Source organism: Stenotrophomonas sp., assembly GCF_032061965.1.
Classification (GTDB): Bacteria; Pseudomonadota; Gammaproteobacteria; order Xanthomonadales; family Xanthomonadaceae; genus Stenotrophomonas.
In genome coordinates, this window is sequence record NZ_DAMBEF010000004.1 from 25,215 (window position 1) to 48,743 (window position 23,529).

A 23,529-nucleotide genomic window follows, 5' to 3' on the forward strand; every position below is an offset into this window, starting at 1 on the left:
GGAAACCGGGGTCAGAGTCGGGTTTTGACCCCGGCAAAACCCGACTCTGACCCCGGTTTCCAACCCCGGTTCTAGCTTAGGCAACGCGATCCAGCAGCCACTGGGTCAGCAGGCCGACCGGGCGGCCGGTGGCCATGCCGCGCTTGCCTTCGTCGCTGGCGACGCCGGCGATGTCCAGGTGCGCCCAGCGCTGGCCTTCGGTGAAGCGCGACAGGAAGCAGCCAGCGGTGATGGCGCCGGCCCAGCGGCCGCCGATGTTGTAGACGTCGGCAAAGCTCGAGTCCAGCATGCCCTGGTACTCGTCCCACAGCGGCAGGCGCCAGGCGCGGTCGAACACGTTTTCGCCGGCGGCGGTCAGCTCGTTGGCCAGGTCGTCATGCTTGCTCATCAGGCCGGCGGTCTGGTGGCCCAGGGCCACCATGCAGGCGCCGGTCAGCGTTGCAACGTCGATCAGCGCGGCCGGTTCGAAGCGCTGCGCATAGGTCAGCGCATCGCACAGGATCAAGCGGCCTTCGGCGTCGGTATTGCCCACTTCGATGGTCTTGCCGGACATCGAGGTGATCACGTCGGACGGACGATAGGCGTCGCCATCGATGGCGTTTTCCACCGCCGGAACGACCACCACCAGGTTCAGCGGCAGCTTGGCCTTGACGGTGGCGACGAAGGTGCCGATGACGTTGGCGCCACCGCACATGTCGTACTTCATTTCCTCGATGCCACCCTGGGTCTTCAGGTTGACGCCGCCGGTGTCGAAAGTGATGCCCTTGCCGACCAGCACGTAGGGCTTGGCCTCACCGCCGTTGTTCCACTTCAGCACGACGAGCTTGGGGCGGTTGGCCGAGCCACGGGCCACGGCCAGCAGCGAACCCATGCCCAGCGCTTCCATCTGCGCCTCGTCCAGGATCTCGGCTTCGGCGCCGTCGTGCTCGGCGGCAAACTTGACCGAAGATTCGGCCAGGTAGGCCGGGGTGCAGTAGTTCGGCGGCAGGTTGCCCAGCTCGCGGGCGTATTCCACGCCGGCGGCAATGGCCTGGCCCTGCAGCAGCGCGGTTTCGTCCTCGCCGCTGATCGCCAGGGTAGCCAGGCCCGGGGCTTCGGGCTTCTTCTTGCCCAGGGTGGCGGTGTAGCGGTAGCTGGCGTGGTTGCTGGCGATCACCGCCTGGCGGATGTTCCAGGCCGCGTCGCGCTCCTTGACCGGCAGTTCGGACAGGGTGAACAGCGCATTGGCGGTGTTGCCGGTCTTCAGGGCGCGGGCGGCATCGCCCACGGCCTTGAGGTACTGGGCAACGCCGAACTTGGCCGGGTCGCCCAGGCCAACCACCAGCACGCGCGGGGCGGTGACACCGGCCAGATCGTGCAGCAGGGTGGTGTTGCCGGTCTTTCCGCCAACATCGCCACGCTCGACCAGGGTTGCCAAACGGCCACCAGAGGCCGTATCCAGGGCCTGTGCGGCCGGGGACAGCGACTTGTCAGAGAAGGCGCCAACGATGACGCAATCCACCGCGGCGGAGGCCGGGGTGGCGTGGTTCAGGGTGAATTCCAGAGACATTGATCAGATTCCGTTGCCAAATCCGTACAATCGCAGGCTGTTTCGCCAGGCCGTCAAGGCCGGGCGCGCCGCGGACTAAACAGAGAGTTTAAACCACCGACCCTATGGCAAAGCTTGACCGCTACCTTCTGAGCGACTTCCTCCAGAGCTTTCTGGCCACTTTGATCATCCTGTTGGTTGTCAGCGTGGGCGGCGTGCTGGTGGATGTGCTGGGCAAGGTGGCCGACGGCCGCATCCCGGCGGGCCTGCTGTTGTCCCAGTTGGGGCTGCAGTTCATCGTCTACCTGCCCATCATCCTGCCCTTGGCCCTGTTGCTGGGCATGGCCCTGGCCATTGCCCGGCTGTACCGGGACTCGGAAATGGCGGTGCTGACCGGCGTCGGCGTTGGTCCCAAGCGCCTGCTGCGACCGATCCTGATGCTGGTGTTGCCGATCGTGGGCCTGGTTGCGCTGTGTTCGCTGTGGCTGGGCCCCTGGGCCGATCGCACCGCCGAGCAGATGGTCGACGATGCCAGCCGCAGCATGGTGGTGGCCGGGCTGGAGCCGGGCAAGTTCACCACCTTGTCCGGCGGCGGCGTGGTCTATCTGGCCTCGCTGAGCGAGGACGGCACCAAGATGGGCCAGGTGTTCATGCAGCGTCAGAAAGACGACCGCATCGACGTCGTCTCGGCCAATAGCGGTTCGATGTTCTTCGAGGGGGAGCGCCAGCGCTTCCTGCGTCTTGAGGACGGTTACCGCGTGGAGGGCCCGGCCAACGGTGAGCTGGATTACCGCCTGATGCGCTATGCCAGCAACGAGGTGGCCCTGCCTGACCGCGACGAAGTGCGGGACAAGGATGACCCGGAAATGATGCCCACCAGCCAGCTGTTCAGCGACCCGCGTCCGGAGGCCAAGGCCCAGCTGCATTGGCGCATCACCCCGCCGCTGCTGGCGTTTGCGTTCGCCCTGCTGGCCTTGCCGCTGGCCCGCAGCGCGCCGCGCCAGCAACGTTACGGCCGCATCATGATGGCGTTCCTGGCCTACATGGTGGGGGTCAACCTGTCGATCCTGGGCAGGCAATGGCTGGCCGACGGCAAGGTGCCGATGGGCCTCGGGATGTGGTGGTTGACCCTGCCGCTGCTTGCTTTTGCGCTGTGGCTGTATTTCCGTGACGGGCGCCTTGTCCGTCGCCGCGCAGGAGCCAAGGCATGAGGCTGACCCCGCGCATCCATGACGTTTATGTTGGTCGCACCGTGTTGGCGACCGTGCTGCTGGTGTGGTTGGTATTGCTGGGCCTGGACGCAATCATGGCGCTGTCCGGCGAGGCCAAGAACATCGGTGATGGCAGCTATTCGTTCGGCCACGCCATCGCCTGGACCCTGTACACCGTGCCGCGCCGTGCCTACACCCTGTTCCCGATGGCGGCGGTGATTGGCGCGCTGATGGGCCTGGGGCAGCTGGCCGCGACCTCGGAACTGACGGCGCTGCGTGCGGTCGGTCTGTCCCGCCGCCGGATCGCGGTGTCGGTGGCCATCTCGCTGTCGCTGCTGACGGTGTTGATGGTGGTCAATGGCGAAACCCTGGCGCCGTGGGCACAGAACCGGGCCGATGTCCTCAAGACCAGTGCCCGTTACAACACCGACATGGCCAGCGCCCGTTATTCCGGCTTGTGGGCGCGTGAAGGCAGCACCTTCCTGAACGCGCAGACGGGCGAGGAGCAGTTGGACGACAACGGCAAATCCCGCCTGCTGCTGCACGAGGTGCGGTTGTATGCCTTGAGCGAGAAAGGCAACCTCGCCAGCCTCACGTACGCCGCAACGGCGCGTCACGACGAACGCGGCTGGGTGTTGGAGAACGTTCGCACCGACACGTTCGGCGAGCGTTCGGCAAAGCGTGAGGTGGCGGCGAGCAAGCCGTGGGATTCCAAGTTGGATGCCGCCGCGCTTGCATCGGGGTTGGCCAAGCCGCGCAGCCTGAGTGCTGCCGAGCTGAAGACCAGCATCGACTACCGCAAGCGCAATGGGCTGGACGCGCGTGATTACGAAGACACCTATTGGAGCCGCTGGTTCTACCCATTGAACGTGCTGGCGCTGTGTCTGGCGGCGGTGCCGTTCGCGTTCGGCTCGCTGCGCAGTGGTGGCATGGGCAAGCGGCTGTTCCTGGGCATGTTGTTTGCGATCGGCTTCCTGCTGTTGCAGATGTTCTTCGGCCGCATGGCCGGTGCCTTGAAGTTCGACTACCGCATTGCCTATGCGTTGCCGCCGATCCTGATGCTGGCCATTTCCAGTTGGCTGTCGCGACGCAGGGTAGGGTAGCTGCGGTTCCCCGCACTGAGTGTCTTTTGCGAGCCCCTCGCCCGTTTACGGGAGAGGGGTTGGGGTGAGGGCGCTTTTTGCGGGTAATGCCTTTGCCGAGCATGGCTCGGCACTACAGGGGAAGCCTCTGCCGAGCATGGCTCGGCACTACAGTTTCACCAGGCGGGTGCCGCTGAGGCGGTCGTGCAGGGTCAGGCGTTGGCGGTCAAACAACGCCCAGACGAATCCCAGTCCGCCGCAAAGCAGCGACAGGGTGCCCACGGCATAACGCTTCCACAGCATTGAGCGACGCAACGGCTTGCCGTCCAGTGCTTCCAGGCGCAGCCGCCACGGGCGCATGCCCAGGGTTTGGCCTCCGCGTTTCCAGCTTTCGGTCGCATACAGGCCGGCTACCAGCCAGCAGCAGAACCACAGCAGCCACTGCAAGGCGCTGAACGGGTGGATGTTCTCGCGGCTGGCGTGGCCAGCCAGCGTATAGCCCAGGGTGAAAATTCCTGAGACCAGCATCCACAAGGCCAGCACCGGCCACAGGTCGTAGAACAGTGCGGCAAGCCGGCGCAGCAGCAGGGCGGAAGGGCGGGGTGTGTCGGCAAGGGCAGGTGCGCTCATGGCCCGAGCATACGGCCTGTCCCTCGTCGCGTGCATGGGCAGGGGGTGGTGCAGGCCCTATCCTTATGCCGATGCCTGCTTCCCTGACTCCCGCCGAGCGCCGCCAACTGGTGCAGCAACTGCCACCCCTGGGCGAGGCCGATGGCCGCCATATCCAGCGCTTCCTGGACGCCATCTGGGCCGAGCAAGGTTTGGCCAGGGCGTCGCTGGACAGTTATCGGCGGGACCTGGAGGGGCTGGCCCGATGGCGCGATGGCGCCGGCGGTGGCTTGGTCGGGGTGGATCGCGCGGGTCTCTTCGACTATCTGGCCTGGCGTACCCGCCATGGCTGGTCGGCGCGCAGCAATGCACGGCTGCTGTCGGCCTTGCGTGGCTTCTTCGGGATGGCGCTCAAACGGGGTGAGCGTGCAGACGACCCGGCCGCCCTGCTCGAACCACCCAAGCTGCCACGCTCCCTGCCCAAGGCCTTGGCCGAAAGCCAGATCGAGGCCTTGTTGGCGGCACCGGACATCGACACGCCACAAGGCCTGCGTGATCGCGCCATGCTTGAGCTGATGTACGCGGCGGGCCTGCGTGTCAGTGAGCTGGTCAACTTGCCCGCCAACGCCGTCAATCTGCGCCAAGGCGTGCTGCGGGTGACCGGCAAGGGCAGCAAGGAGCGGCTGGTGCCATTGGGCGAGGAGTCGCAGCATTGGCTGGAGCGTTATCTGGCTACCGCGCGGCCCGTGCTCAGTGGCGGCAAGGCGGTTGCTCCCACGGCCGAGGGGCAGGTGCCGTTGTTCGTCGAGGAAACACGCAAGCCATTGACCCGGCAGCAATTCTGGTCACTGGTGAAACGCTGTGCGGCGGTCGCGGGGATCGACCCCGGCAAGATCAGTCCGCATGGGCTGCGGCACAGTTTTGCGACCCATCTGCTCAACCACGGTGCCGACCTGCGCGCGCTGCAGATGCTGCTGGGGCACAGTTCGCTGTCCACTACCCAGATCTATACCCTGGTGGCGCGCGAGCACCTGCAGAAACTGCACCGAAAGCACCATCCGCGCGGCTGAGCATGCCGGTAGAAGCGGCATATATCGCGAAGCCAAGGCGGCTTCAGACCCCGAACCATTTCGATCACGACAACCCAAACTTCCACGATTCCAGCACCGATTCGGTGGAACTGGCGTATTGCGCGACGCAGTTTCACCCCCAATGCCTGCCGTACTCACAGCTTCTGGCGCAGCAGCGTCAGCGCTGTCTCTACACAGGCGGTGTGCGAGAATCCACGGGTTCTCTTCCGATGGGTCGCCATGTTCCGATTTGCCATTGCCGCGCTGTTTGGCGCGATCAGCCTCACCGCCTGCGCCCAGCAGCCGGCTCCTACCGTTGCTGCCAGTGCTGCTACCCCCGTCGCTGACGGCCCGGTGGAAAAGCATGTGCGCGACGCGCTGAAGGAACTGGATCCCAACCTCAAGCCCGAATACATCGGTGCCGCGCCGTTCCCCGGTTTCCGCGAGGTGCTGGTTTCCGGCCAGGTGCTGTATGTGACCGATGACGGCCGCTACCTGCTGCAGGGCACGCCTTACGACATCGAGAAGAAGGCGCAGGCCACCAGCCCGGGGTTGCTGGATTACCGCCGCACGTTGCTGGCAACCCTGCCGCATTCGGATCGCATCGTATTCGCGCCGCCGAATGCCAAGTACACGGTCAGCGTGTTCACCGATATCGAGTGCGGCTATTGCCGCAAACTGCACCAGGACATTGCCGAGCTGAACCGCAATGGCATTGCCGTCGAATACCTGGCTTTCCCGCGTATGGGCCTTGGCAGCAAGGACTACACCGACATGATCTCGGTCTGGTGCGCCAGCGACCGCAAGGCGGCGCTCACTGCGGCCAAGGGTGGACAGCCGGTGCCGGCCAAGACCTGCACCAATCCGGTGGCCATGCAATACAACCTGGGCCAGCAGTTGGGCATCAATGGCACGCCGGCGATCTTTGCCGCCGATGGCAGCCAGTTGGGGGGCTATTTGCCGCCGGCGCAGTTGAAGGCAGCGTTGGAACGTATCGGCACGGCCGGCGGCAGCCGCTGAGTCCTGCTGCATAACGCGTGCTGCAGATAAAGGCCCTCCCGGTAACCGGGAGGGCCGTTTGCGTTTCAGGCCGCTTACTTCAGCCCCTGGCTCACGCTCTTGACCAGGGTGGCCTGCGTGTCATCGCCACTGAACTCCCAGAAGAACGCACCGCCCAAGCCCTGTGCTTTGACGTAGGCCATCTTGGTGGCAATCATTTCCGGGGTGTCCACGCTCCAGAAGGTGGTGCCGTCATACAACCAGCTGGCCTTTGCGACCGGGTCTGTGTAGGTCGGCCAACCGAGCTTGCTGAGTACTTTCCAATCCTCGATGCCAGCCTCGTAACGCCCGTTGGCGGGACGCCCACTCTGGTACAGACCGTTGTTGGTGGGTGGCACCTGCGTCCAGCCGCGACCGTAGAAGCCGATGCCCAGGTTCAACTTGGCCGCCGGTACGCCGCGGCTGATGTAGGCCTCGATCGCGTCATTGCTGTTGTACAGGCGGGCATCGCCAGTGGAGGGATCTGCGGCACTGTCGAACAGGGCGGAGTGATGGTTGGTACGACCGGCCCAGGCGCCGTGGAAGTCGTAGGTCATCACGTTGATGAAATCCAGGTGGCGGTGGTACTGCCCGGGGTCGGTCGCGCGGATCTTGTCGATACCGGCGCCGACGGCAACGGTGAGCAGCAGTCCGGGCCGCACCGCATCCAGCTGGCGTCGGAATTCGGCCATCAGTGCGGTGAAGTTCTCCCGGTCAGCGGGGCTACCGCAGGTCAGGCCGCAGGCGGCCGGATATTCCCAGTCGACGTCGATGCCGTCGAAGATGCCTGCCGCCACGCCCTTGCCGCCGGCATTGTCGGTGAATGGCAGGTCGCCCTTGATGTAGGCGTCGATGCAGGACGCGACGAAGGCCTGGCGGTTTTCCGGCCGCGCAGCGCTGGCGAAGCCGCGTGACCAGGTCCAGCCACCCAGCGAGATCAGCACTTTCAGCTGCGGGTGCTTGGCTTTGAGTTGCTTGAGCTGGTTCCAGTTGCCGCGCAGCGGCTGGTTCCAGCGGTCGGCAACGCCGCTGACGCTTTCGGCACCGCCAAAACTGCGGGTGTAGTCGGCGTAGGCATCGCCACCGGCACCGCTCCCTGCATCGGCGGCCTGGGTGACGCCCACTTCGCAGCGGTTGTTGCGCACGTTGCCGAAGGCGTAGTTGATATGGGTGAGTTGTGTGGCGGCCCCGCTGCGGTCGATGTCCCTGACCTTGTAGTTGCGCCCGTAGATGCCCCATTGGGTGAAGTAGCCGATCACGCGCTTGCCGGCGGCGCCCGGATCGCCGCCGGGGGAGGGATCACCGCCGCCCGGCGATGGCGCAGGTTCGGCCAAGGTGACGGCCTTGACTGCCGCGCTGTGGGCCGAGGCATTGCCGGCCTTGTCGCGGGCGCGGACGACGTAGCGATAGGCGGTTTCGGGGACAAGGCCGGTGTCCAGGTACTGACTCGCCAGCGGCGATGCGATCAGCGTGCCATCGCGGTACACGTCATAGCCGGCGATGCCGCTGCCACCGGGGTTGTCGGCGGCAGCGGCCCAGTTGAGCTGGATGCTGTGGGCGCTACGCGCCACGGCGACAAGCTTGGCCGGCACGCTGGGCGCGATGCTGTCCTTGTCATCGGCGCGCACCCGGACTTCAACCACGGCCGAGCGTGTGCTGGCCTGCAGGTTGTCGGTGGCGACCGCCGTCAGACGTTGCAGGCCCACGGGGTTGGCCTGCCAGACGATGCTGTAGGGCGCGCTGCGATCAATGCCCAGCGAGGTGCTGCCGTTGAAGAATTCAACCTGGCGGATCTGGCCGTCGGCGTCGCGGGCATCGGCGCTGAGGGTGATGCGGCTGCCGGCCAGGGCGTGGGTGCCGCTGGAGGGTGCGGTGATGCGCACGGTCGGGGCCTGGTTGGCTGCTGGGCCGGGGCTCGGCTGGCCGCAGCTGCCCAGCGAGGTGTAATAGCGACGTCCGGCGGGGTGGCCCGGAGGTGCATTCCAGATGGTCTGGCGGACCTGGTACAGGATGCCGTCCTTGGTCAGGGTCTGCCCTGGCTGGTAGATGCGGGTGCCGAGCCACGGGCTGACCCCGGTGCAATCGGCGGCGTAGGCGGCAGGCAGCGTGCAGACACTGGCCAGGGCCAGCAAGGCACTGGCCGGGCGGCATCTGCGCCATCGGGCAGCCGTGGTGGAGGGATTACGGGGGCAGCGGGGATGGTCCATCAAGGTCGTTCTCCAGAAACGGATTTGGCGTGGCACGCCTTCGGCCTGGCAGGCGTGTTGACGCCTGGCCGGGGGCCGTAATTCAAGGGGAAACCGGAGCGATTGCGCCGGCCCGGTGAGGATAGCGACGTGGGTGGCTGGCTCTGCTTCCATCCCGGCGGAGCCGGGCGTAGGGGTGATTCCCGTCAAGGACGAAGGTTTCGGCTGAACCCGTGCCGGCGGAAAGCGGGCTGGGGCGGCCGACTCCGGTACAATGGCGGGCCCGATTCCCACCATGGTCTCCCGGACATGATCGTCCTCGAGGGCGCAGCTGCCCTTTCGCCGTTCCGTCGCGAACGTCTTGAATCCCGCCTGCAGTCCATCGCCGCCGACCTGCGTATCACCGGTGCCTGGCATGTCTATTTCACCCAGGCCGCCGATGCCGGCGCGGTTGACCAGGTTGTCCTGGGCCGCATCCTGCAAGGCCAGCCGCAGACCGCCGAGCGGGCCGATGGCGCGGTGTCGCGCTATGTGGTGCCACGCTTGGGGACCTTGTCGCCCTGGTCAAGCAAGGCTACCGAGCTGGTGCGCGGTGCCGGCCTGCCGATCCAGCGCGTGGAGCGCGGTACCCGCATCGATCTGAGTGGATGGCCCAGCGACCCTGCCCAGCAGGCCGCCGTAGCCAAGCTGCTGCATGACCCGATGACCCAATCGCTGCTGCAGGACATCGATCAGGCGCAGGCATTGTTCAGCCACCTGGCGCGCGGACAGCTTGAGCGCATCGCCCTGGCTGACCTGGAAGGCGCCAACAAGCGCCTGGGCCTGGCCCTGGCCGATGACGAGATCGACTATCTGCGCCAGCGCTATGGCGAACTGGGCCGCGATCCGTCCGATGTCGAATTGATGATGTTCGCGCAGGCCAACTCCGAGCATTGCCGGCACAAGATCTTCAACGCCAGCTGGACCATCGATGGCAACGAGCAGGACCGCTCGCTGTTCAAGATGATCAAGAACACCCACCAGCAGACCCCGCAGCACACGCTCAGCGCGTACAGCGACAATGCGGCGGTGATCGAAGGCGAGCGTGCAGCGCGTTATCGCCCGGACCCGGCCACCGGCAAGTACCGCAGTGAAGCGATCGTGCCCAGCGCCTTCCAGATCAAGGTGGAAACGCATAACCACCCGACCGCGATCGCACCGTTCCCGGGCGCCTCGACCGGCGCCGGCGGCGAGATCCGCGACGAAGGCGCCACCGGCCGCGGCGGCAAGCCTAAGGCAGGCCTGACCGGCTTCTCGGTCTCGCACCTGCGCATCCCGACCCTGCCGCAGCCATGGGAAGCGCCGCGCGCGCTGAACCCGCGCATGGCGCCGGCGCTGGACATCATGCTGGACGGCCCACTGGGCGGCGCTGCGTTCAACAATGAATTCGGCCGGCCGAACCTGCTGGGTTACTTCCGCAGCTTCGAGCTGCCGGAAGACGGTATTACCCGCGCCTACGACAAGCCGATCATGTTGGCCGGTGGCCTGGGCGCGATTGACCGCGTGCAGGTCGACAAGCTGCTGCTGAAGCACGGTGACGTGGTCATCGTGCTGGGTGGTCCGGCGATGCTGATCGGCCTGGGCGGCGGTGCGGCTTCGTCGGTTGCTTCGGGCGAAAGCGCCGAGGAACTGGATTTCGCCAGCGTGCAGCGCGACAACCCGGAAATGGAACGCCGCTGCCAGGAAGTGATCGACCGTTGCGTGGCCATGGGCACGAACAACCCGATCAAGTTCTTCCATGACGTCGGCGCAGGCGGCCTTTCCAATGCGATCCCGGAACTGCTGCACGACTCCAGCGTTGGCGGCGTGATCGACCTGGGCAAGGTGCCCACCGACGATCCGTCGTTGTCGCCGCTGGAACTGTGGTGCAACGAATCGCAGGAGCGCTACGTGCTGGGTATCCCGGCCGAGCGACTGGGCGAGTTCACCGACATCTGTGCACGCGAGCGTTGCCCGTTCGCGGCGGTGGGCATTGCCACGGCCGAAGAGCGCCTGGTTGTCGCCTACGGCGCGACGCCGGGCAACATCCCCGCCGATGCCCCGATCGATCTGCCGATGGACGTGCTGTTCGGCAAGGCGCCGAAGATGCACCGCGACACTGCACATCCGTCCGCACCGCGTTGGCCGCAGCTCAAGACCGCCGGCATCGACCTGCATGACGCCGGCCTGCGCGTGCTCGCGCATCCGACCGTGGCGGCCAAGAATTTCCTGGTCACCATCGGTGACCGCAGCGTCGGTGGCTTGACCGCGCGCGAGCAGATGATCGGCCCGTGGCAGCTGCCGATGGCCGATGTGGCGATCACCCTGGCCGGCTTCGACACCTATGCCGGCGAAGCGATGTCGCTGGGTGAGCGCACCCCGTTGGCGCTGCTCAACGCCGCGGCGTCGGCGCGTATGGCGGTGGGTGAGGCCATCACCAACCTGTGCGCTGCGCCGGTGACTGCACTGGATACGGTCAAGCTGTCGGCCAACTGGATGGCTGCCTGCGGCCACAATGGCGAAGATGCGCTGTTGTACGACGCAGTGAAGGCGGTTGGCATGGAGCTGTGCCCGGCGCTGGATATCAGCATCCCGGTGGGCAAGGATTCGCTGTCGATGCAGGCGCAGTGGAGTGGAGCCGGGATTGGGGAGAACAGTGGCGCAGGTAGCAGTGCTGCCGTTGCGAATCCCGAATCCCAAATCATCCATCACAAGTCAGTGTCGCCGGTGTCCCTGGTGATCACCGCGTTCGCGCCGGTGGCCGATGCACGCCAGCAGCTAACCCCGCTGCTCGACCGGGAAGCTGAAAGCGAGTTGTGGCTGATTGGTCTGGGTGCTGGCAAGCAGCGCCTGGGCGGTTCGATCCTGGCGCAGACCCAGGCCGACCACAGCGCGCTGCCGGCCTTTGCCGGTGAAGTACCGGACCTGGATGACCCGCAGCGCCTACGCGCGTTCTTTGACCTGATCTGCGACGCGCGTGAGTCAGGCCTGCTGCTGGCCTATCACGACCGCAGCGACGGTGGTGCCTTTGCGGCCCTGTGCGAAATGGCCTTTGCCTCGCGCATGGGCCTGGATATCGTGCTCGATGCCTGGGGCGACGATCCGTTCCGCAGCCTGTTCAACGAAGAACTGGGCGCTGTGGTGCAGATCGCCAAGGAAGACCGCGCGGCGTTTGCTGACCTGGTCGAGCGCCATGCACTGACCGAGTGCGCACAGCGCATCGCGCGCCCGACCACCGCACCGGTGGTGCGGGTGCAGCTGGGCGGCGACACGCTGGTGGAATGGCGTTGGGAAGAGTTGTTCGACGCCTGGTGGTCGGTCACCCACGCCATGCAGAAGCTGCGGGACAACCCCGATGCTGCCGATCAGGAACGTGCCATTGCGCGCAACTTCAACGCACCGGGTCTGAAGCCGAAGCTGGCCTTCGACCCTGCCGAGGATGTGGCCGCGCCGTTCATTGCCAGTGGCAAGCGTCCGAAGGTGGCGATCCTGCGCGAGCAGGGCGTCAACGGCCAGATCGAGATGGCCAACATCTTCGAGCGTGCGGGTTTCGATGCCTATGACGTGCACATGAGCGACCTGATCGAGGGCCGCGTGCAGTTGGCGGATTTCCGCGGCCTGGCGGCCTGCGGTGGCTTCAGCTACGGCGACGTGCTGGGTGCAGGCCGTGGCTGGGCAACGTCGATCCTGGAGCGTCCTGCGCTGCGTGAGGCCTTTGCGGCCTTCTTCGCCCGCAGCGACACCTTCGCCCTGGGCGTGTGCAACGGCTGCCAGATGATCAGCCAGCTCAAGGCCATCATCCCCGGTGCCGAGCATTGGCCCAAGTTCCTGCGCAACGCCAGCGAACAGTTCGAGGCACGCACCGCCTTGCTGGAAGTGGTGGAGTCGCCCTCCATCCTGCTCCGCGGCATGGCGGGCTCGCGCCTGCCGGTGGCGGTGGCACACGGCGAAGGCCGTGCCGAGTTCGACAGTGCGGTGGACCAGGCTGCGGCCAGCGTCTCCTTGCGCTATGTCGATGGTGATGGGCGTGTGGCAACGCAGTACCCGCTCAACCCGAACGGTTCACCTGACGGCATCACCGGCCTGACCACCAGCGACGGTCGCGTCACCATCCTGATGCCGCACCCGGAACGCACCCCGCGGACAGCCAACCTGAGCTGGGCACCGTCCAGCTGGGGTGAGGATTCGCCGTGGCTGCGGATGTTCCGCAACGCAAGAGTATGGTGCGGCTGAGCAGGCTGCGACACCAAACGTCCAGTTGCGTACATCGATGTTTGAAGAAACCCGCAGGCCAAGGCCTGCGGGTTTTTTGTTTGTACCTGGGTACAGCTGCAGGTGCTCCGGCTAGCCAGTACCCAACCATTTTTTTATCACATTGAAATCGTTCGAAAACACTTCGGAATTCACATTCCCGGCTTGCGGTTTCGTGCCTGTTTCCCTGCTTCAAAAGGGACAGTTACGAATTTGACGCAGATGAAACCATTCTCCAAAACTCCGCACACCTTGTAGACGCCCAGCGTTACCAAACGGGGAATCAGGCGTCCGCGGCAGAAGTGAACCTGCCGTTCCCACCGGGATCGGGGAGCAAGCATCCAGCAGAAAAACAGGAACTGAGCGCATTGCGCGCGGCGGTATGGCCGCGCCTACGCGCAGGTAAACAATCATTTCGGGAGCCGTTTTCGATGAATCGGATTTATCGCAAGGTGTGGAGCAAGGCGCTGGGGCAATTGGTGGTCGCATCGGAGCTGGCGTCATCGCAGGGCACATCGATCAGCGCCGGCAAGCGCACACAGGCCAGCGTGCACCTGTTGGCCCTGGCGATCACGTTGGCGCTGGGAGTGGCTTCCGATAGCGTGTCTGCGCAAGCGAGGTCACTCTCTGTCGACGGCGATAGCCGATGTGTTCTGGGTGGCGCCGAGCTTGGTGGTTGTACTGCTGCTGATAGTGATGTGGCGATTGGCGATCGTACCGTTGCGTCAAGCGATGCAGCTGTCCTGGGGCAACCACTCCCGCAACGTTGGGCAGTTGCCGCGAAGGCAGTGAGTGCGGCGCAATCGGATGCGTTGATTGCCAGGGCCGCAGGTGTGGGCTACTTCATCGCCAATGGCCTGGCCGATGGCAGTGATGATGCAATTGCCAGTGGTGCGGGGTCGATGGCAGCGGGTGTGAAGTCGTATGCAGTTGGTATCGAGAGCACAGCTGTCGGTAGCAATAACGAAGCGAACGGCGACTACTCGACTGCGATTGGCTACATGAGTACGACGCTGGGTACCAGCAGCTCGGCCGTGGGTAGCGTCAATCAGGTCGATGGCGACAGCGCGAGCGCATTTGGGTCTTCCAACGCGGTGGCCGGCGCCAGCGCCAGCGCATTGGGTGCATCCAACGCAGTGGATGGCGCCAACGCCAGCGCATTCGGTGCATCCAACGCCGTAGAGGGTGCCAACGCCACGGCGCTGGGTAGCAGCTCGGTGGCCACGGGCGCGGGCAGTCTGGCGCTGGGCAATGCAGCACAGGCAACGGTCGAGCGTGCCTTGGCCGCCGGCGACAATGCCCAGGCCAATGGCGTAGACAGCATCGCGATAGGTACCGGCGCGAAGAGCGCAACCGCTGGGAATACGGCGCTGGGCTTGCAGGCCCAGGCCCAGGCGGACAACACCGTCAGTGTGGGCGCCAACACGCGGGCGCTGCACGCGGACAGTGTTGCGCTGGGCGCGAACGCGGTCACCGATCGTGCATTGAGCGTGTCGGTGGGCGATGTGGGCAAGGAGCGCCAGATCACCCATGTGGCGGCGGCTACCGCAGGCACCGACGCCGTCAACCTGGATCAGCTCAATGCAGCAGCGGCCGAGGCCAATCGCTACTTCGTGGCCGACGGCCTGGGCGATGGCAGTGATGATGCAATCGCCAGTGGTGCTGGATCGATGGCTGCCGGTGTGGGCGCGCAGGCGATAGGCGTGGAGAGCACCGCCGTTGGTAGCGCCAATCAGGCGGACGGCGACTATTCCACCGCGCTTGGTTATGTGAACACCGCGCTGGGTGCAAACAGTTCGGCGGCGGGCTACTTCAACCAGGTCGATGGTGAGAACGCAAGCACTTTCGGCGCATCAAATTCCGTGGACGGTGCCAACGCCAGCGCATTCGGTGCATCCAACGCGGTGGAGGGTGCCAACGCCACGGCGCTGGGTAGCAGCTCGATGGCCACGGGCGCGGGCAGTCTGGCGCTGGGCAATGCAGCACAGGCAACGGTGGAGCGTGCCTTGGCCGCCGGCGACAATGCCCAGGCCAATGGCGTAGACAGCATCGCGATAGGTACCGGCGCGAAGAGCGCAACCGCTGGGAATACGGCGCTGGGCTTGCAGGCCCAGGCCCAGGCGGACAACACCGTCAGTGTGGGCGCCAACACGCGGGCGCTGCACGCGGACAGTGTTGCGCTGGGCGCGAACGCGGTCACCGATCGTGCATTGAGCGTGTCGGTGGGCGATGTGGGCAAGGAGCGCCAGATCACCCATGTGGCGGCGGCTACCGCAGGCACCGACGCCGTCAACCTGGATCAGCTCAATGCAGCAGCGGCCGAGGCCAATCGCTACTTCGTGGCCGACGGCCTGGGCGATGGCAGTGATGATGCAATCGCCAGTGGTGCTGGATCGATGGCCGCCGGTGTGGGTGCGCAGGCGATAGGCGTGGAGAGCACCGCCATTGGTAATTCCAACGAGGCCCGCGGTGACTACACGACGGCGGTCGGCTATGTGAATTCCGCTACGGGCACCAATAGCTCCGCGGTGGGCAACTTCAATCAGGTCGACGGGGACGATGCCAGCGCATTTGGCTTCGCAAACTTCGTGGATGGGCCCAGTGCGACGGCAGTGGGTAGCAGCAGTACGGCTTCGGGAATCAGCAGCCTTGCCCTGGGTCATACTGCTTCGGCGACGGGGGAGGACTCCATCGCAATTGGTCATGACGCGCTGGCGACCAACAACAGCGCCAGTGCGCTGGGTTGGGATGCGGAAGCGACCGCTGACTATGCTACCGCGTTGGGAACCTTGGCCAAGGCTTCCGCAATGCAGTCCGTTGCCGTCGGCGTAATGGCGGAAGCGGGCGGCGAACTGTCCACCGCGCTTGGCGGTTTTGCAGTGGCATCTGCTGATCGTGCACTGGCCTTCGGCTACATGGCGAACGCCAAGGCTGAAGGTAGTTTGGCCATGGGCAATGAGGCTGTCGCTGAAGGTCGGTCCGCAGCTGCGATTGGTCAGATGGCTTCCGCATTCGGTGCCGAGTCGGTCGCGGTGGGTGGGGTGGCCAATGGCCAGATCTACACATTGGCGGAAGCCGATGGAGCCGCCGCATTTGGCAACGGAGCCTGGGCTACCGGTGCGTACAGCACGTCGATCGGATTCAGTAGCTGGGCCGATGCCGAGTCGGCAACGGCGATTGGACAGCACGCCGCCGCGCTCGCGATCAACAGTGTTGCGCTGGGGGCCAATTCGCTGGCCGAGCGCGAGAACTCGGTGTCCGTGGGTGATGTGGGTGCCGAGCGGCAGATCACCAATGTTGCTGCAGGCACGGAAGCGACCGACGCAGTGAACAAAGCACAGCTGGATGATGCTTTGGCTGGGGTCGGTGGTAGTCGCTACGTGCAGGTAAATGGAAGCACCGAGAGTGATGCCGGCGCCTATGCCGAAGGTGATGCGGCCATTGCGATAGGAGAAGCCGCCAGTGCGTTTGGCAAGCGCACCACGGCGCTGGGAAATGGCGCGACCGTCCTGGCGGATGGCGGGATGGCGCTGGGGGCGAACGCGACTTCGTCGGGGTTGGGCAGCCTGGCAATAATGAGCGGCGCACAAGCTTCGGGCGCGGGGGCGATGGCCATGGGGGGTGGTTCGGCGGCCGGTGGATCCAACTCCATCGCCTTGGGTGCATCTGCCAGCTCATTGTTCGAAAACGCCATCGCCCTTGGAACCAAGACTTCGGCAAGCGCTCGCGATGGTATCGCGATCGGCACAGACGCGGGGGCAGGCGGCGAATCATCGATCGCCATAGGGGCTCTGATGTGGGTCGACAATCAGCCCGTAGCGACAATGGCATCGGGCAGGGCCTCGGTAGCATTGGGGACTGCAGCCAATTCGAAAGGTACCTATTCGATTGCGTTGGGAACGTGGGCGCAGGCGATAACCGAGTCCAGCATGGCTTTTGGCACGAATTCAATCGTTTACGGTCGAAAGAGCATCGGAATTGGCGCCAGCACCTGGGTGACGGGTGATAGCAGTGTCGCCTTGGGTGAAAAGTCGGTGGCGACGCGTGACTACAGCGTCTCGGTGGGTTCGGTCGATCAAGAGCGACAGATCGTAAACGTTGCGGCGGGTACTGAAGGTACGGATGCCGTCAACAAGGAACAGCTGGATGAAGTGGCCAGCGCCAGCGCGAATGCGGCAACCTACTTCAAGGCAAAGGGTGATGCCGAAAGTGCGGCGGGCGCCTACGCCGAAGGCGCTGGTGCCGTTGCCTCGGGTGAGGCAGCCAACGCGATAGGGATCGGCGCACTCGCTCTGGGTGTTCGTACCACTGCGTTGCTTGATGGCACGGTCGCCCTGGGCGCCGATGCGATGGCGATGGCTGCCGGAAGTGTCGCCTTGGGCCAGGGAGCAATTGCCGACCGCGACAACAGCGTATCGATAGGCAGCATTGGTGCGGAACGTCAGATCACCAATGTTGCTGCGGGATCGGCGGCTACCGATGCCGTCAACAAGGCCCAGCTCGACGCAGTGGCGGCGGCTGTGGGCGCGGCAACCGATCAGCACTACTTCGTTGCAAATGGAGTGGCCGATGGCAGCGATGATGCCGAGGCGGTCGGCGATGGCGCCATGGCTGCAGGTGTGGGCGCCATGGCGGAAGGCACTGGAAGTTCCGCGACTGGCCAGTTGAGCCGGGTGGTGGGCGAGAACAGCATCGTGGTGGGCGCCTATGGCAGCGTTTCCGGGATGGCAAGCAGTGGATTGGGTGCCAATGTCGTGGTGCAGGCCGACAACGCCGTCGCGCTGGGTGGCAACGGTTTCGTATCTGGTCGCAACGCGGTAGCGCTGGGCGCGGGATCACGTGCGGTGGACGACGATGTCGTATCCATCGGTAGCGGTGATGGCATCGGTGGGCCGGCGACGCGCCGCATTGTCAATGTGGGTGAAGGGCGGCTCGCGGCTGGTAGCACTGACGCGGTCAATGGCGGGCAGCTACACGCCACCAATGAGCGTGTCACTGTGGTTGAAGACCGGGTGGACGCGATCGATAGCCGTATTGGCGACGTTGAAGGTGTAAGCGCACGTGCCATTACCTATGACGACGATAGTCATGCCACCGCCACGTTGAGCGGCGATGGCGGGACCAGGATCGGAAACCTCGCTGCCGGTGATATTGCCAGTGGTAGCCTGCAGGCTATCAACGGGGGCCAGCTCTACAGCTCGCTGGGCTCGCTCGCCAGCATGCTTGGTGGCGGTGCGGCGCTCGGGCTGCAGGGTACGTTCATAGCGCCGACTTACGTCGTACAGGGTGCAAGCTACCGCAACGTGGGTGATGCGCTGAAGGCCTTGGATACCCAGATTTCGGTCATCACCACGCAGTTGGAGGAAGGCATCGAGGTTGGTGGTAAAGGCGGGGGCGTAACGCTTGGCGATGAAGCCACCGCACCTGATGTTACCGGTACTGGCATTGGCCACGAAGCGGTGGCCAGTGGCGACAATGACACCGCGGTGGGTAACCGTTCCCGCGTGCTTTCCGATGGCGGAACCGCGGTGGGTACGAACTCCCTGATCACGGCCGACGCAAAGAACGCTGTAGCCATTGGCGAAGGCACATCGGTCAGCGCCAATGCCGGAACAGCGGTGGGTCAGGCGGCAACCGTGTCTGCAGCGGATGGTACCGCGCTCGGACAAGGTGCCAGCGTCACTGCCGAGGGCGCAGTTGCCCTGGGCCAGGGATCGGTCGCGGACCGCAAGAATAGCGTCTCCGTGGGCCGCGCAGGGAAAGAGCGTCAGCTGGTGAATGTCGCTGAGGGCACCGCTGCGACCGATGCAGTGAACAAGGCCCAACTGGATCGCGGGCTTGCGACTGCCAATAGCTATACCGACGGCAAGTTCGCTGGCTTGAATGACAGCTTCGAGCTGTTACGCAATGACGTTGATCGACGCTTGCGCAATGTCGATCGCCGTATTGATCGTCAGGGTGCGATGGGTAGCGCCATGCTGAACATGGCAACCAGCGCGGCCGGCGTGCGCACGGAAAACAGGCTTGGCGTAGGCGTCGGATTCCAGGGCGGTGAGTCCGCACTGTCGGTGGGGTATCAGCGGGCAATCAGTGATCGGGCCACGGTGACCATCGGCGGCGCTTTCAGCAGCGATGACAGTTCCGTCGGCATAGGCGCGGGCTTCGGTTGGTAACCCGGAGTTCTTCAAGAATCCGTACCTGACGCATGCACTATAAAAAATCTGGAGAATTACCATGAGTGTGAAACTAGCGAAATCCGCGCTTGTATCTGCTGGCCTGTTGTTCACGCTATACGCGCTGGAGGGACGGGCAATGCAGCCTCGCGTGAATGAGCAGGCGGTAGCGTCGTCAGCGTCGAAGTCACCCTTCGTCAAGCGGCTGCGCATCAAGTACCGTGCGGGCAGCGTGGAGTTGCGTGATGTCTCTGCCGTAAACCGCGGGATTGCAGCCGCTGCCTTGCGCTCGGGTATCAGCAGGCCGGTGGCAGCGACCGCGTCTGCACCAGGACGTCCGGCAGTCAGTGCGACAGTGTTGCGTCGAAGCGCAGTGCCAGGATGGACGCTGGTGTCGACCTCGGCCCCCATCAACGCGCAGGAGTTGGCAGCCTTCACTCGCGAGATGAAGGCAAACCCCGCCGTTGAGTATGTCGAAGAAGAAAGGATTCTGACAGCCGCCGTGGAAGCCCGAAGCGCCGCGCCGGTCCAGCCGACCGACCCTGACTATGCACGGTACCAATGGAACTTCTCCGATCCCGCGAGCGGGGTGCATGCACCACAGGCGTGGGCGTACTCGCAAGGCGAAGGTGTGGTGGTTGCCGTGGTGGATACCGGCATAGTCCAGGATCATCCGGACCTGAAAGGGAACGTGTTGCCTGGCTATGACATGATCAGTAGTCACTACTTCTCACGCCGTTCGACGGACGGCCGCGTTGCCGGTGGCTGGGACGTGGGAAGCTGGGAGGAGAAGGACTATTGCCTGGATGGCATCACCGAGGGGCGCCCTGTTGCCAAGCCGAGCTCATGGCACGGTACGCACGTGGCCGGGACAATCGCGCAGGAGACCAATAACGGGACAGGGCTCGCCGGCCTTGCGTACAAGGCAAAGGTGTTGCCCATTCGTGTGCTGGGTTCGTGTGGTGGCAGTGAGATCGATATCCTCGAGGGTGCGTTGTGGGCAGCCGGGGGGGAGGTGCCAGGATTGCCCAAGAATCCCAATCCAGCCGACGTCATCAACATGAGCCTCGGGGGCCGCGGTAGCTGTCCTTCTTTCATGCAGGAGGCCATTGATCAGATCAATCGCCTTGGCACGATCATTGTAGTGGCCGCGGGTAACTTGGATGACCGCGTGTCCGCGTATTCGCCCGCATCTTGCAACGGGGTAATCGCCGTTGGTGCAACCGACGAACTGGGCGGCAAGGCGATCTATTCAAACTATGGGCCCAGGATTGATATCTCCGCCCCGGGTGGGAACGCTACTGGCTGGCCGCTTCCTGATCGCGTCAGAGGGATCTGGCAAATGATCAATGGTGGCGAGCGCGGCCCGTTACCAGGTAGCTGGCCGGTTGCGGGTTACAGCGGGACGTCCATGGCATCGCCACATGTCGCTGCTGCGGTGGCAATGGTACAGAGCGTTGCCAAGCAGCCGCTGACCTTCTCGCAGCTGCGCGACCTGCTGCAACAGACCGCTAGCCCGCTGGCCTTGCCTATCGTCGGTGGTAGAACCATAGGCGCTGGCATCCTCAACGTGGAGGAGGCGTTGAGCAAGGTCATCAATCCGCCTTGCTACCCCAATTGTGGTCTTGTTGCGACAACTTTGAACAACAAGGTTTCGACAGCGGTATCTGGCGCTGCGGGGCAGGAACGGCTCTATCGCTTTGAGGCAAAGGCCGGATCGGTTCTGACGATCATGACCTACGGTGGCAAGGGTGATATCTCGCTCTATGCCAGTTTCAACCGCGAACCCGGTGTCGACGCCGCGGAGGCCCGCTCCACGGCGCCTGGCACGACCGAAACGCTTCGCTTCCCGGTGGCCAAGTCAGGGACCTACTTCATCAAGGTGCGCGGTGTAACAGCCTTCACCAACGTCAGCGTCGTGGCACGCCAGTAATTGCGAGCCGCCAACGGCGGCCCGTCTTCTACTCATCCGGATTTTCATTTCTCGTCCCGGGCATGCGCTGCTGCGCATGCCCTCGGACAACCCATGGAGAGAAACACAGTGAAAAAGAGAGCTGCTCTTTCAGCCGCTATTTCGGTGGCCTTGTTGGGAACGTTTTCGGTCGCTCCCTGTTTGGCAGCAGCAACCGGCCAGCCCAAAATCGCTTCTGCGGCGGCGGCTCCGGGTATCGGCAATGCGCGCTTTGTAGTGAAGTACCGTGTAGGTACTGCGGAGCAAAGAGATGCGGCAGTCGCCAACAAGGGGATCTACCAGGCTGCCTCGCGCGCAGGGCTGTCACGAGCAGTTCCCGCGACAGCCACATCGGCGGCACAGCCTGCGGCGACGGCAGCCCTGGCGCGAAGGATGAGCATGCCCGGCTGGGGGGTGATCCAGGCATCGCGCAATTTGAACTCCGCGCAGTCCGAGGCCTTCATGCGCGAGCTCAAGGCCAATCCGGCGGTGGAGCGCGTGGAGATTGATCGATGGATGAGGCCGATGGTCAGCGGCCGGGCCGCCGTGGTGCCCAATGACCCGGACTACGGCAAGTATCAATGGAACTTCCTCAGCACGGCGAGCGGCGTGCACGCTTCTGAGGCCTGGGGCCGTTCACAGGGTGAAGGTGTGGTTGTAGCCGTTATCGACACCGGCGTAGCGGAAGGCAACCCGGATCTGCAAGCCAACGTACTTGTTGGCTACGACATGATCACCGACAAGCGGGTGTCCCGGCGCGATAGTGACCGGCGAGTGCCCGGCGGCTTTGATCCCGGCAGTTGGGTTGAGAAGGATTACTGCATGTCGCTGGGGTTTGGACCGCATCCAGCTGAAGACAGCAGTTGGCATGGTACCCACGTGGCGGGCACGATCGCGCAGCAAACCAACAATGGCAAGGGAGTGGCGGGGCTGGCCTACAAGGCCAAGATTCTTCCCGTGCGTGTACTCGGATCGTGCGGCGGCATGACCAGCGATATTGCCGATGGGCTGGTGTGGGCTGCTGGCGGACAGGTGCCGGACATGCCGATGAACCTGAACCCGGCCGAGGTCATCAACATGAGCCTTGGTAGCAGCGAGCCAGCGGAATGTCCTGCTTTCTTCCAGGACGCGATTGATATTGCGGTAGGCAAGGGGGCAATCGTGGTTGCCGCAGCGGGTAACAGCGCCAGTAACGCCAACACCTATACGATGGGGTCCTGCCAGAAGTTGATACTGGTTGCTTCAACCCGGGACAGCGCCGCGCCTTCTGGTTTCACCAACAGGGGCACACGGGTGACGCTGTCGGCACCCGGCGGTAATGACGTGGGTAAAGGTACCCAGTCCGCGAACAAGACGGGCTATATCTGGCAGATGGTCAATGGCGGGAAGGCTCAGCCAGAGGCAGGCAACTGGTTGGTCGAGGGCATTGCAGGTACCTCGATGGCGTCGCCTCATGTAGCTGCTGCTGCCGCCATGGTGCAAAGCGTGGCGGCGACACCTTTGACGCTCGGGCAGATGAGCAATCTTCTCAGCCGCACAGCGTCCCCGATCAAGACGTCCAGTTCGGGCATGGGTACTACGGCTGATCCGCCGGGTCCTCCAGGTCCTCCGGGTCCTCCGGGCGGAGCAGTGGTGGGCATGGGGGCGGGCATTCTCAATATCGATGCGGCCTTGCTGGAGTTGGCCAGCCCAAGCTGCAGCCTTGATTTGCCGACGTGTGAAAAGCCGTGTGATCCCACCAAGGAAACCTGCGGTACCCCGGCACTTGTGCCGATCGTATTGACGAACAAGGTGGAAGCAAAAGGCCAGAGGGGAGGTGAGAACAGCGAACTATTGTTCAGCTTTGAAGCACAGGCCGGGAAGGTGCTCAGTTTCATGTCGTACGGCGGCGGTGGCGACCCCTCGATGTATGTCAGCTACGGCAAGGTGCCGACCGTGGCAACGGCGGATGCAAAATCCACCCGTTCCGGGACGACCATCGAAACCGTCCGCTTCACCGCACCGAAGGCGGGGACCTACTTCATCAAACTTGTGGGGCCCTTGTCGGGGTCGTATTCCGAGGTGACCGTGGTGGCCCGCCAATGATGAAAAGGTAGATTTCCGCCGCAGCAGGTCTGCTGCGGTGCAACCGCGGACTCCATTCAGCTGCCGACGCGCGGCGGATGTCGCCCAGAAAGGGAAAAGAATAAAAAAGCCCGCAGGCCAAGGCCTGCGGGCTTTTTATTTGCGCTGTTGGGGCGTGAGTGAACGCGACTGGGCCTAGCGTGCGGAACGCTTATGCGATTGTTTCAAAAGAAATTTATCCGAAAATCTCAGTAAGTTTCGAGATTTGTGCTGTGCCTCTCAAATCGATGCTGCGCTGCCAAAAATTTGACGAACGATGAATCGTCGATTAAGACTCGGTCCATCCCG

At 64.2% G+C, this 23,529-nt stretch carries 11 protein-coding genes; 8 read left to right on the forward strand and 3 right to left on the reverse strand.

The annotated features are described in order from the left end of the window. Window positions 1–76: 76 nt before the first annotated feature. The gene (locus RT460_RS03130; protein WP_313317105.1) at window positions 77–1,549 is read right to left on the reverse strand and encodes a leucyl aminopeptidase; all 1,473 of its coding nucleotides are present in this window, start codon (window positions 1,547–1,549) and stop codon (window positions 77–79) included. Window positions 1,550–1,653: 104 nt separating this feature from the next. Here RT460_RS03130 and lptF point away from each other — a divergent pair, with 104 nt between their 5' ends. Continuing rightward, the gene (gene lptF, locus RT460_RS03135; RefSeq protein WP_313317106.1) at window positions 1,654–2,739 is read left to right on the forward strand and encodes an LPS export ABC transporter permease LptF; all 1,086 of its coding nucleotides are present in this window, start codon (window positions 1,654–1,656) and stop codon (window positions 2,737–2,739) included. After that, window positions 2,736–3,842, forward strand: coding sequence for an LPS export ABC transporter permease LptG (gene lptG, locus RT460_RS03140; protein WP_313317107.1), 1,107 nt, complete (start codon window positions 2,736–2,738; stop codon window positions 3,840–3,842). Before lptF ends, lptG begins: the two co-directional genes overlap by 4 nt. Before the next feature lie 147 nt (window positions 3,843–3,989). On the opposite strand, the gene RT460_RS03145 is transcribed toward lptG, so the two are convergent. Beyond that, a complete protein-coding gene (locus tag RT460_RS03145; RefSeq protein WP_313317108.1) occupies window positions 3,990–4,451 on the reverse strand; it encodes an RDD family protein in 462 nt (153 codons plus the stop codon). Window positions 4,452–4,522: 71 nt separating this feature from the next. Here RT460_RS03145 and xerD point away from each other — a divergent pair, with 71 nt between their 5' ends. Both xerD and RT460_RS03155 read left to right on the forward strand, forming a co-directional pair. Continuing rightward, on the forward strand, window positions 4,523–5,500 hold the full coding sequence (gene xerD / locus RT460_RS03150) for a site-specific tyrosine recombinase XerD (protein WP_313317109.1): 978 nt from the start codon (window positions 4,523–4,525) through the stop codon (window positions 5,498–5,500). A gap of 240 nt (window positions 5,501–5,740) precedes the next feature. Next, window positions 5,741–6,520 (forward strand): DsbC family protein, encoded by a 780-nt coding sequence (locus tag RT460_RS03155; protein ID WP_313317111.1) that lies wholly within the window; start codon window positions 5,741–5,743, stop codon window positions 6,518–6,520. 74 nt (window positions 6,521–6,594) lie between these two features. Here RT460_RS03155 and RT460_RS03160 read toward each other — a convergent pair whose 3' ends face one another. Then, window positions 6,595–8,745: a glycosyl hydrolase family 18 protein gene (locus RT460_RS03160; protein WP_313317113.1), complete on the reverse strand. Its 2,151-nt coding sequence runs from the start codon at window positions 8,743–8,745 to the stop codon at window positions 6,595–6,597. A gap of 288 nt (window positions 8,746–9,033) precedes the next feature. Between RT460_RS03160 and purL the strand changes: the two genes are divergently transcribed. The 4 genes from purL (at window position 9,034) to RT460_RS03180 (ending at window position 23,202) form a co-directional block, all read left to right on the forward strand. Continuing rightward, complete coding sequence (gene purL, locus RT460_RS03165; protein WP_313317114.1) at window positions 9,034–12,975, forward strand: phosphoribosylformylglycinamidine synthase; 3,942 nt, start codon at window positions 9,034–9,036, stop codon at window positions 12,973–12,975. Window positions 12,976–13,424: 449 nt separating this feature from the next. Next, window positions 13,425–19,166 (forward strand): ESPR-type extended signal peptide-containing protein, encoded by a 5,742-nt coding sequence (locus RT460_RS03170; protein ID WP_313317115.1) that lies wholly within the window; start codon window positions 13,425–13,427, stop codon window positions 19,164–19,166. A 61-nt stretch (window positions 19,167–19,227) separates the two neighbouring features. Beyond that, a complete protein-coding gene (locus tag RT460_RS03175; RefSeq protein WP_313317116.1) occupies window positions 19,228–21,099 on the forward strand; it encodes a S8 family peptidase in 1,872 nt (623 codons plus the stop codon). A 93-nt stretch (window positions 21,100–21,192) separates the two neighbouring features. After that, window positions 21,193–23,202, forward strand: a complete 2,010-nt coding sequence (locus RT460_RS03180) for a S8 family serine peptidase (RefSeq protein WP_313317117.1) — start codon at window positions 21,193–21,195, stop codon at window positions 23,200–23,202. The last annotated feature ends 327 nt before the right edge of the window (window positions 23,203–23,529 follow it).

Bases quoted from the DNA above. Each gene is read 5' to 3' on its own strand.
- RT460_RS03130 (WP_313317105.1), bottom strand. From the start codon at position 1,549: ATGTCTCTGGAATTCACCCTGAACCACGCCACCCCGGCCTCCGCCGCG.
- lptF (WP_313317106.1), top strand. From the start codon at position 1,654: ATGGCAAAGCTTGACCGCTACCTTCTGAGCGACTTCCTCCAGAGCTTT.
- lptG (WP_313317107.1), top strand. From the start codon at position 2,736: ATGAGGCTGACCCCGCGCATCCATGACGTTTATGTTGGTCGCACCGTG.
- RT460_RS03145 (WP_313317108.1), bottom strand. From the start codon at position 4,451: ATGAGCGCACCTGCCCTTGCCGACACACCCCGCCCTTCCGCCCTGCTG.
- xerD (WP_313317109.1), top strand. From the start codon at position 4,523: ATGCCTGCTTCCCTGACTCCCGCCGAGCGCCGCCAACTGGTGCAGCAA.
- RT460_RS03155 (WP_313317111.1), top strand. From the start codon at position 5,741: ATGTTCCGATTTGCCATTGCCGCGCTGTTTGGCGCGATCAGCCTCACC.
- RT460_RS03160 (WP_313317113.1), bottom strand. From the start codon at position 8,745: ATGGACCATCCCCGCTGCCCCCGTAATCCCTCCACCACGGCTGCCCGA.
- purL (WP_313317114.1), top strand. From the start codon at position 9,034: ATGATCGTCCTCGAGGGCGCAGCTGCCCTTTCGCCGTTCCGTCGCGAA.
- RT460_RS03170 (WP_313317115.1), top strand. From the start codon at position 13,425: ATGAATCGGATTTATCGCAAGGTGTGGAGCAAGGCGCTGGGGCAATTG.
- RT460_RS03175 (WP_313317116.1), top strand. From the start codon at position 19,228: ATGAGTGTGAAACTAGCGAAATCCGCGCTTGTATCTGCTGGCCTGTTG.
- RT460_RS03180 (WP_313317117.1), top strand. From the start codon at position 21,193: ATGGAGAGAAACACAGTGAAAAAGAGAGCTGCTCTTTCAGCCGCTATT.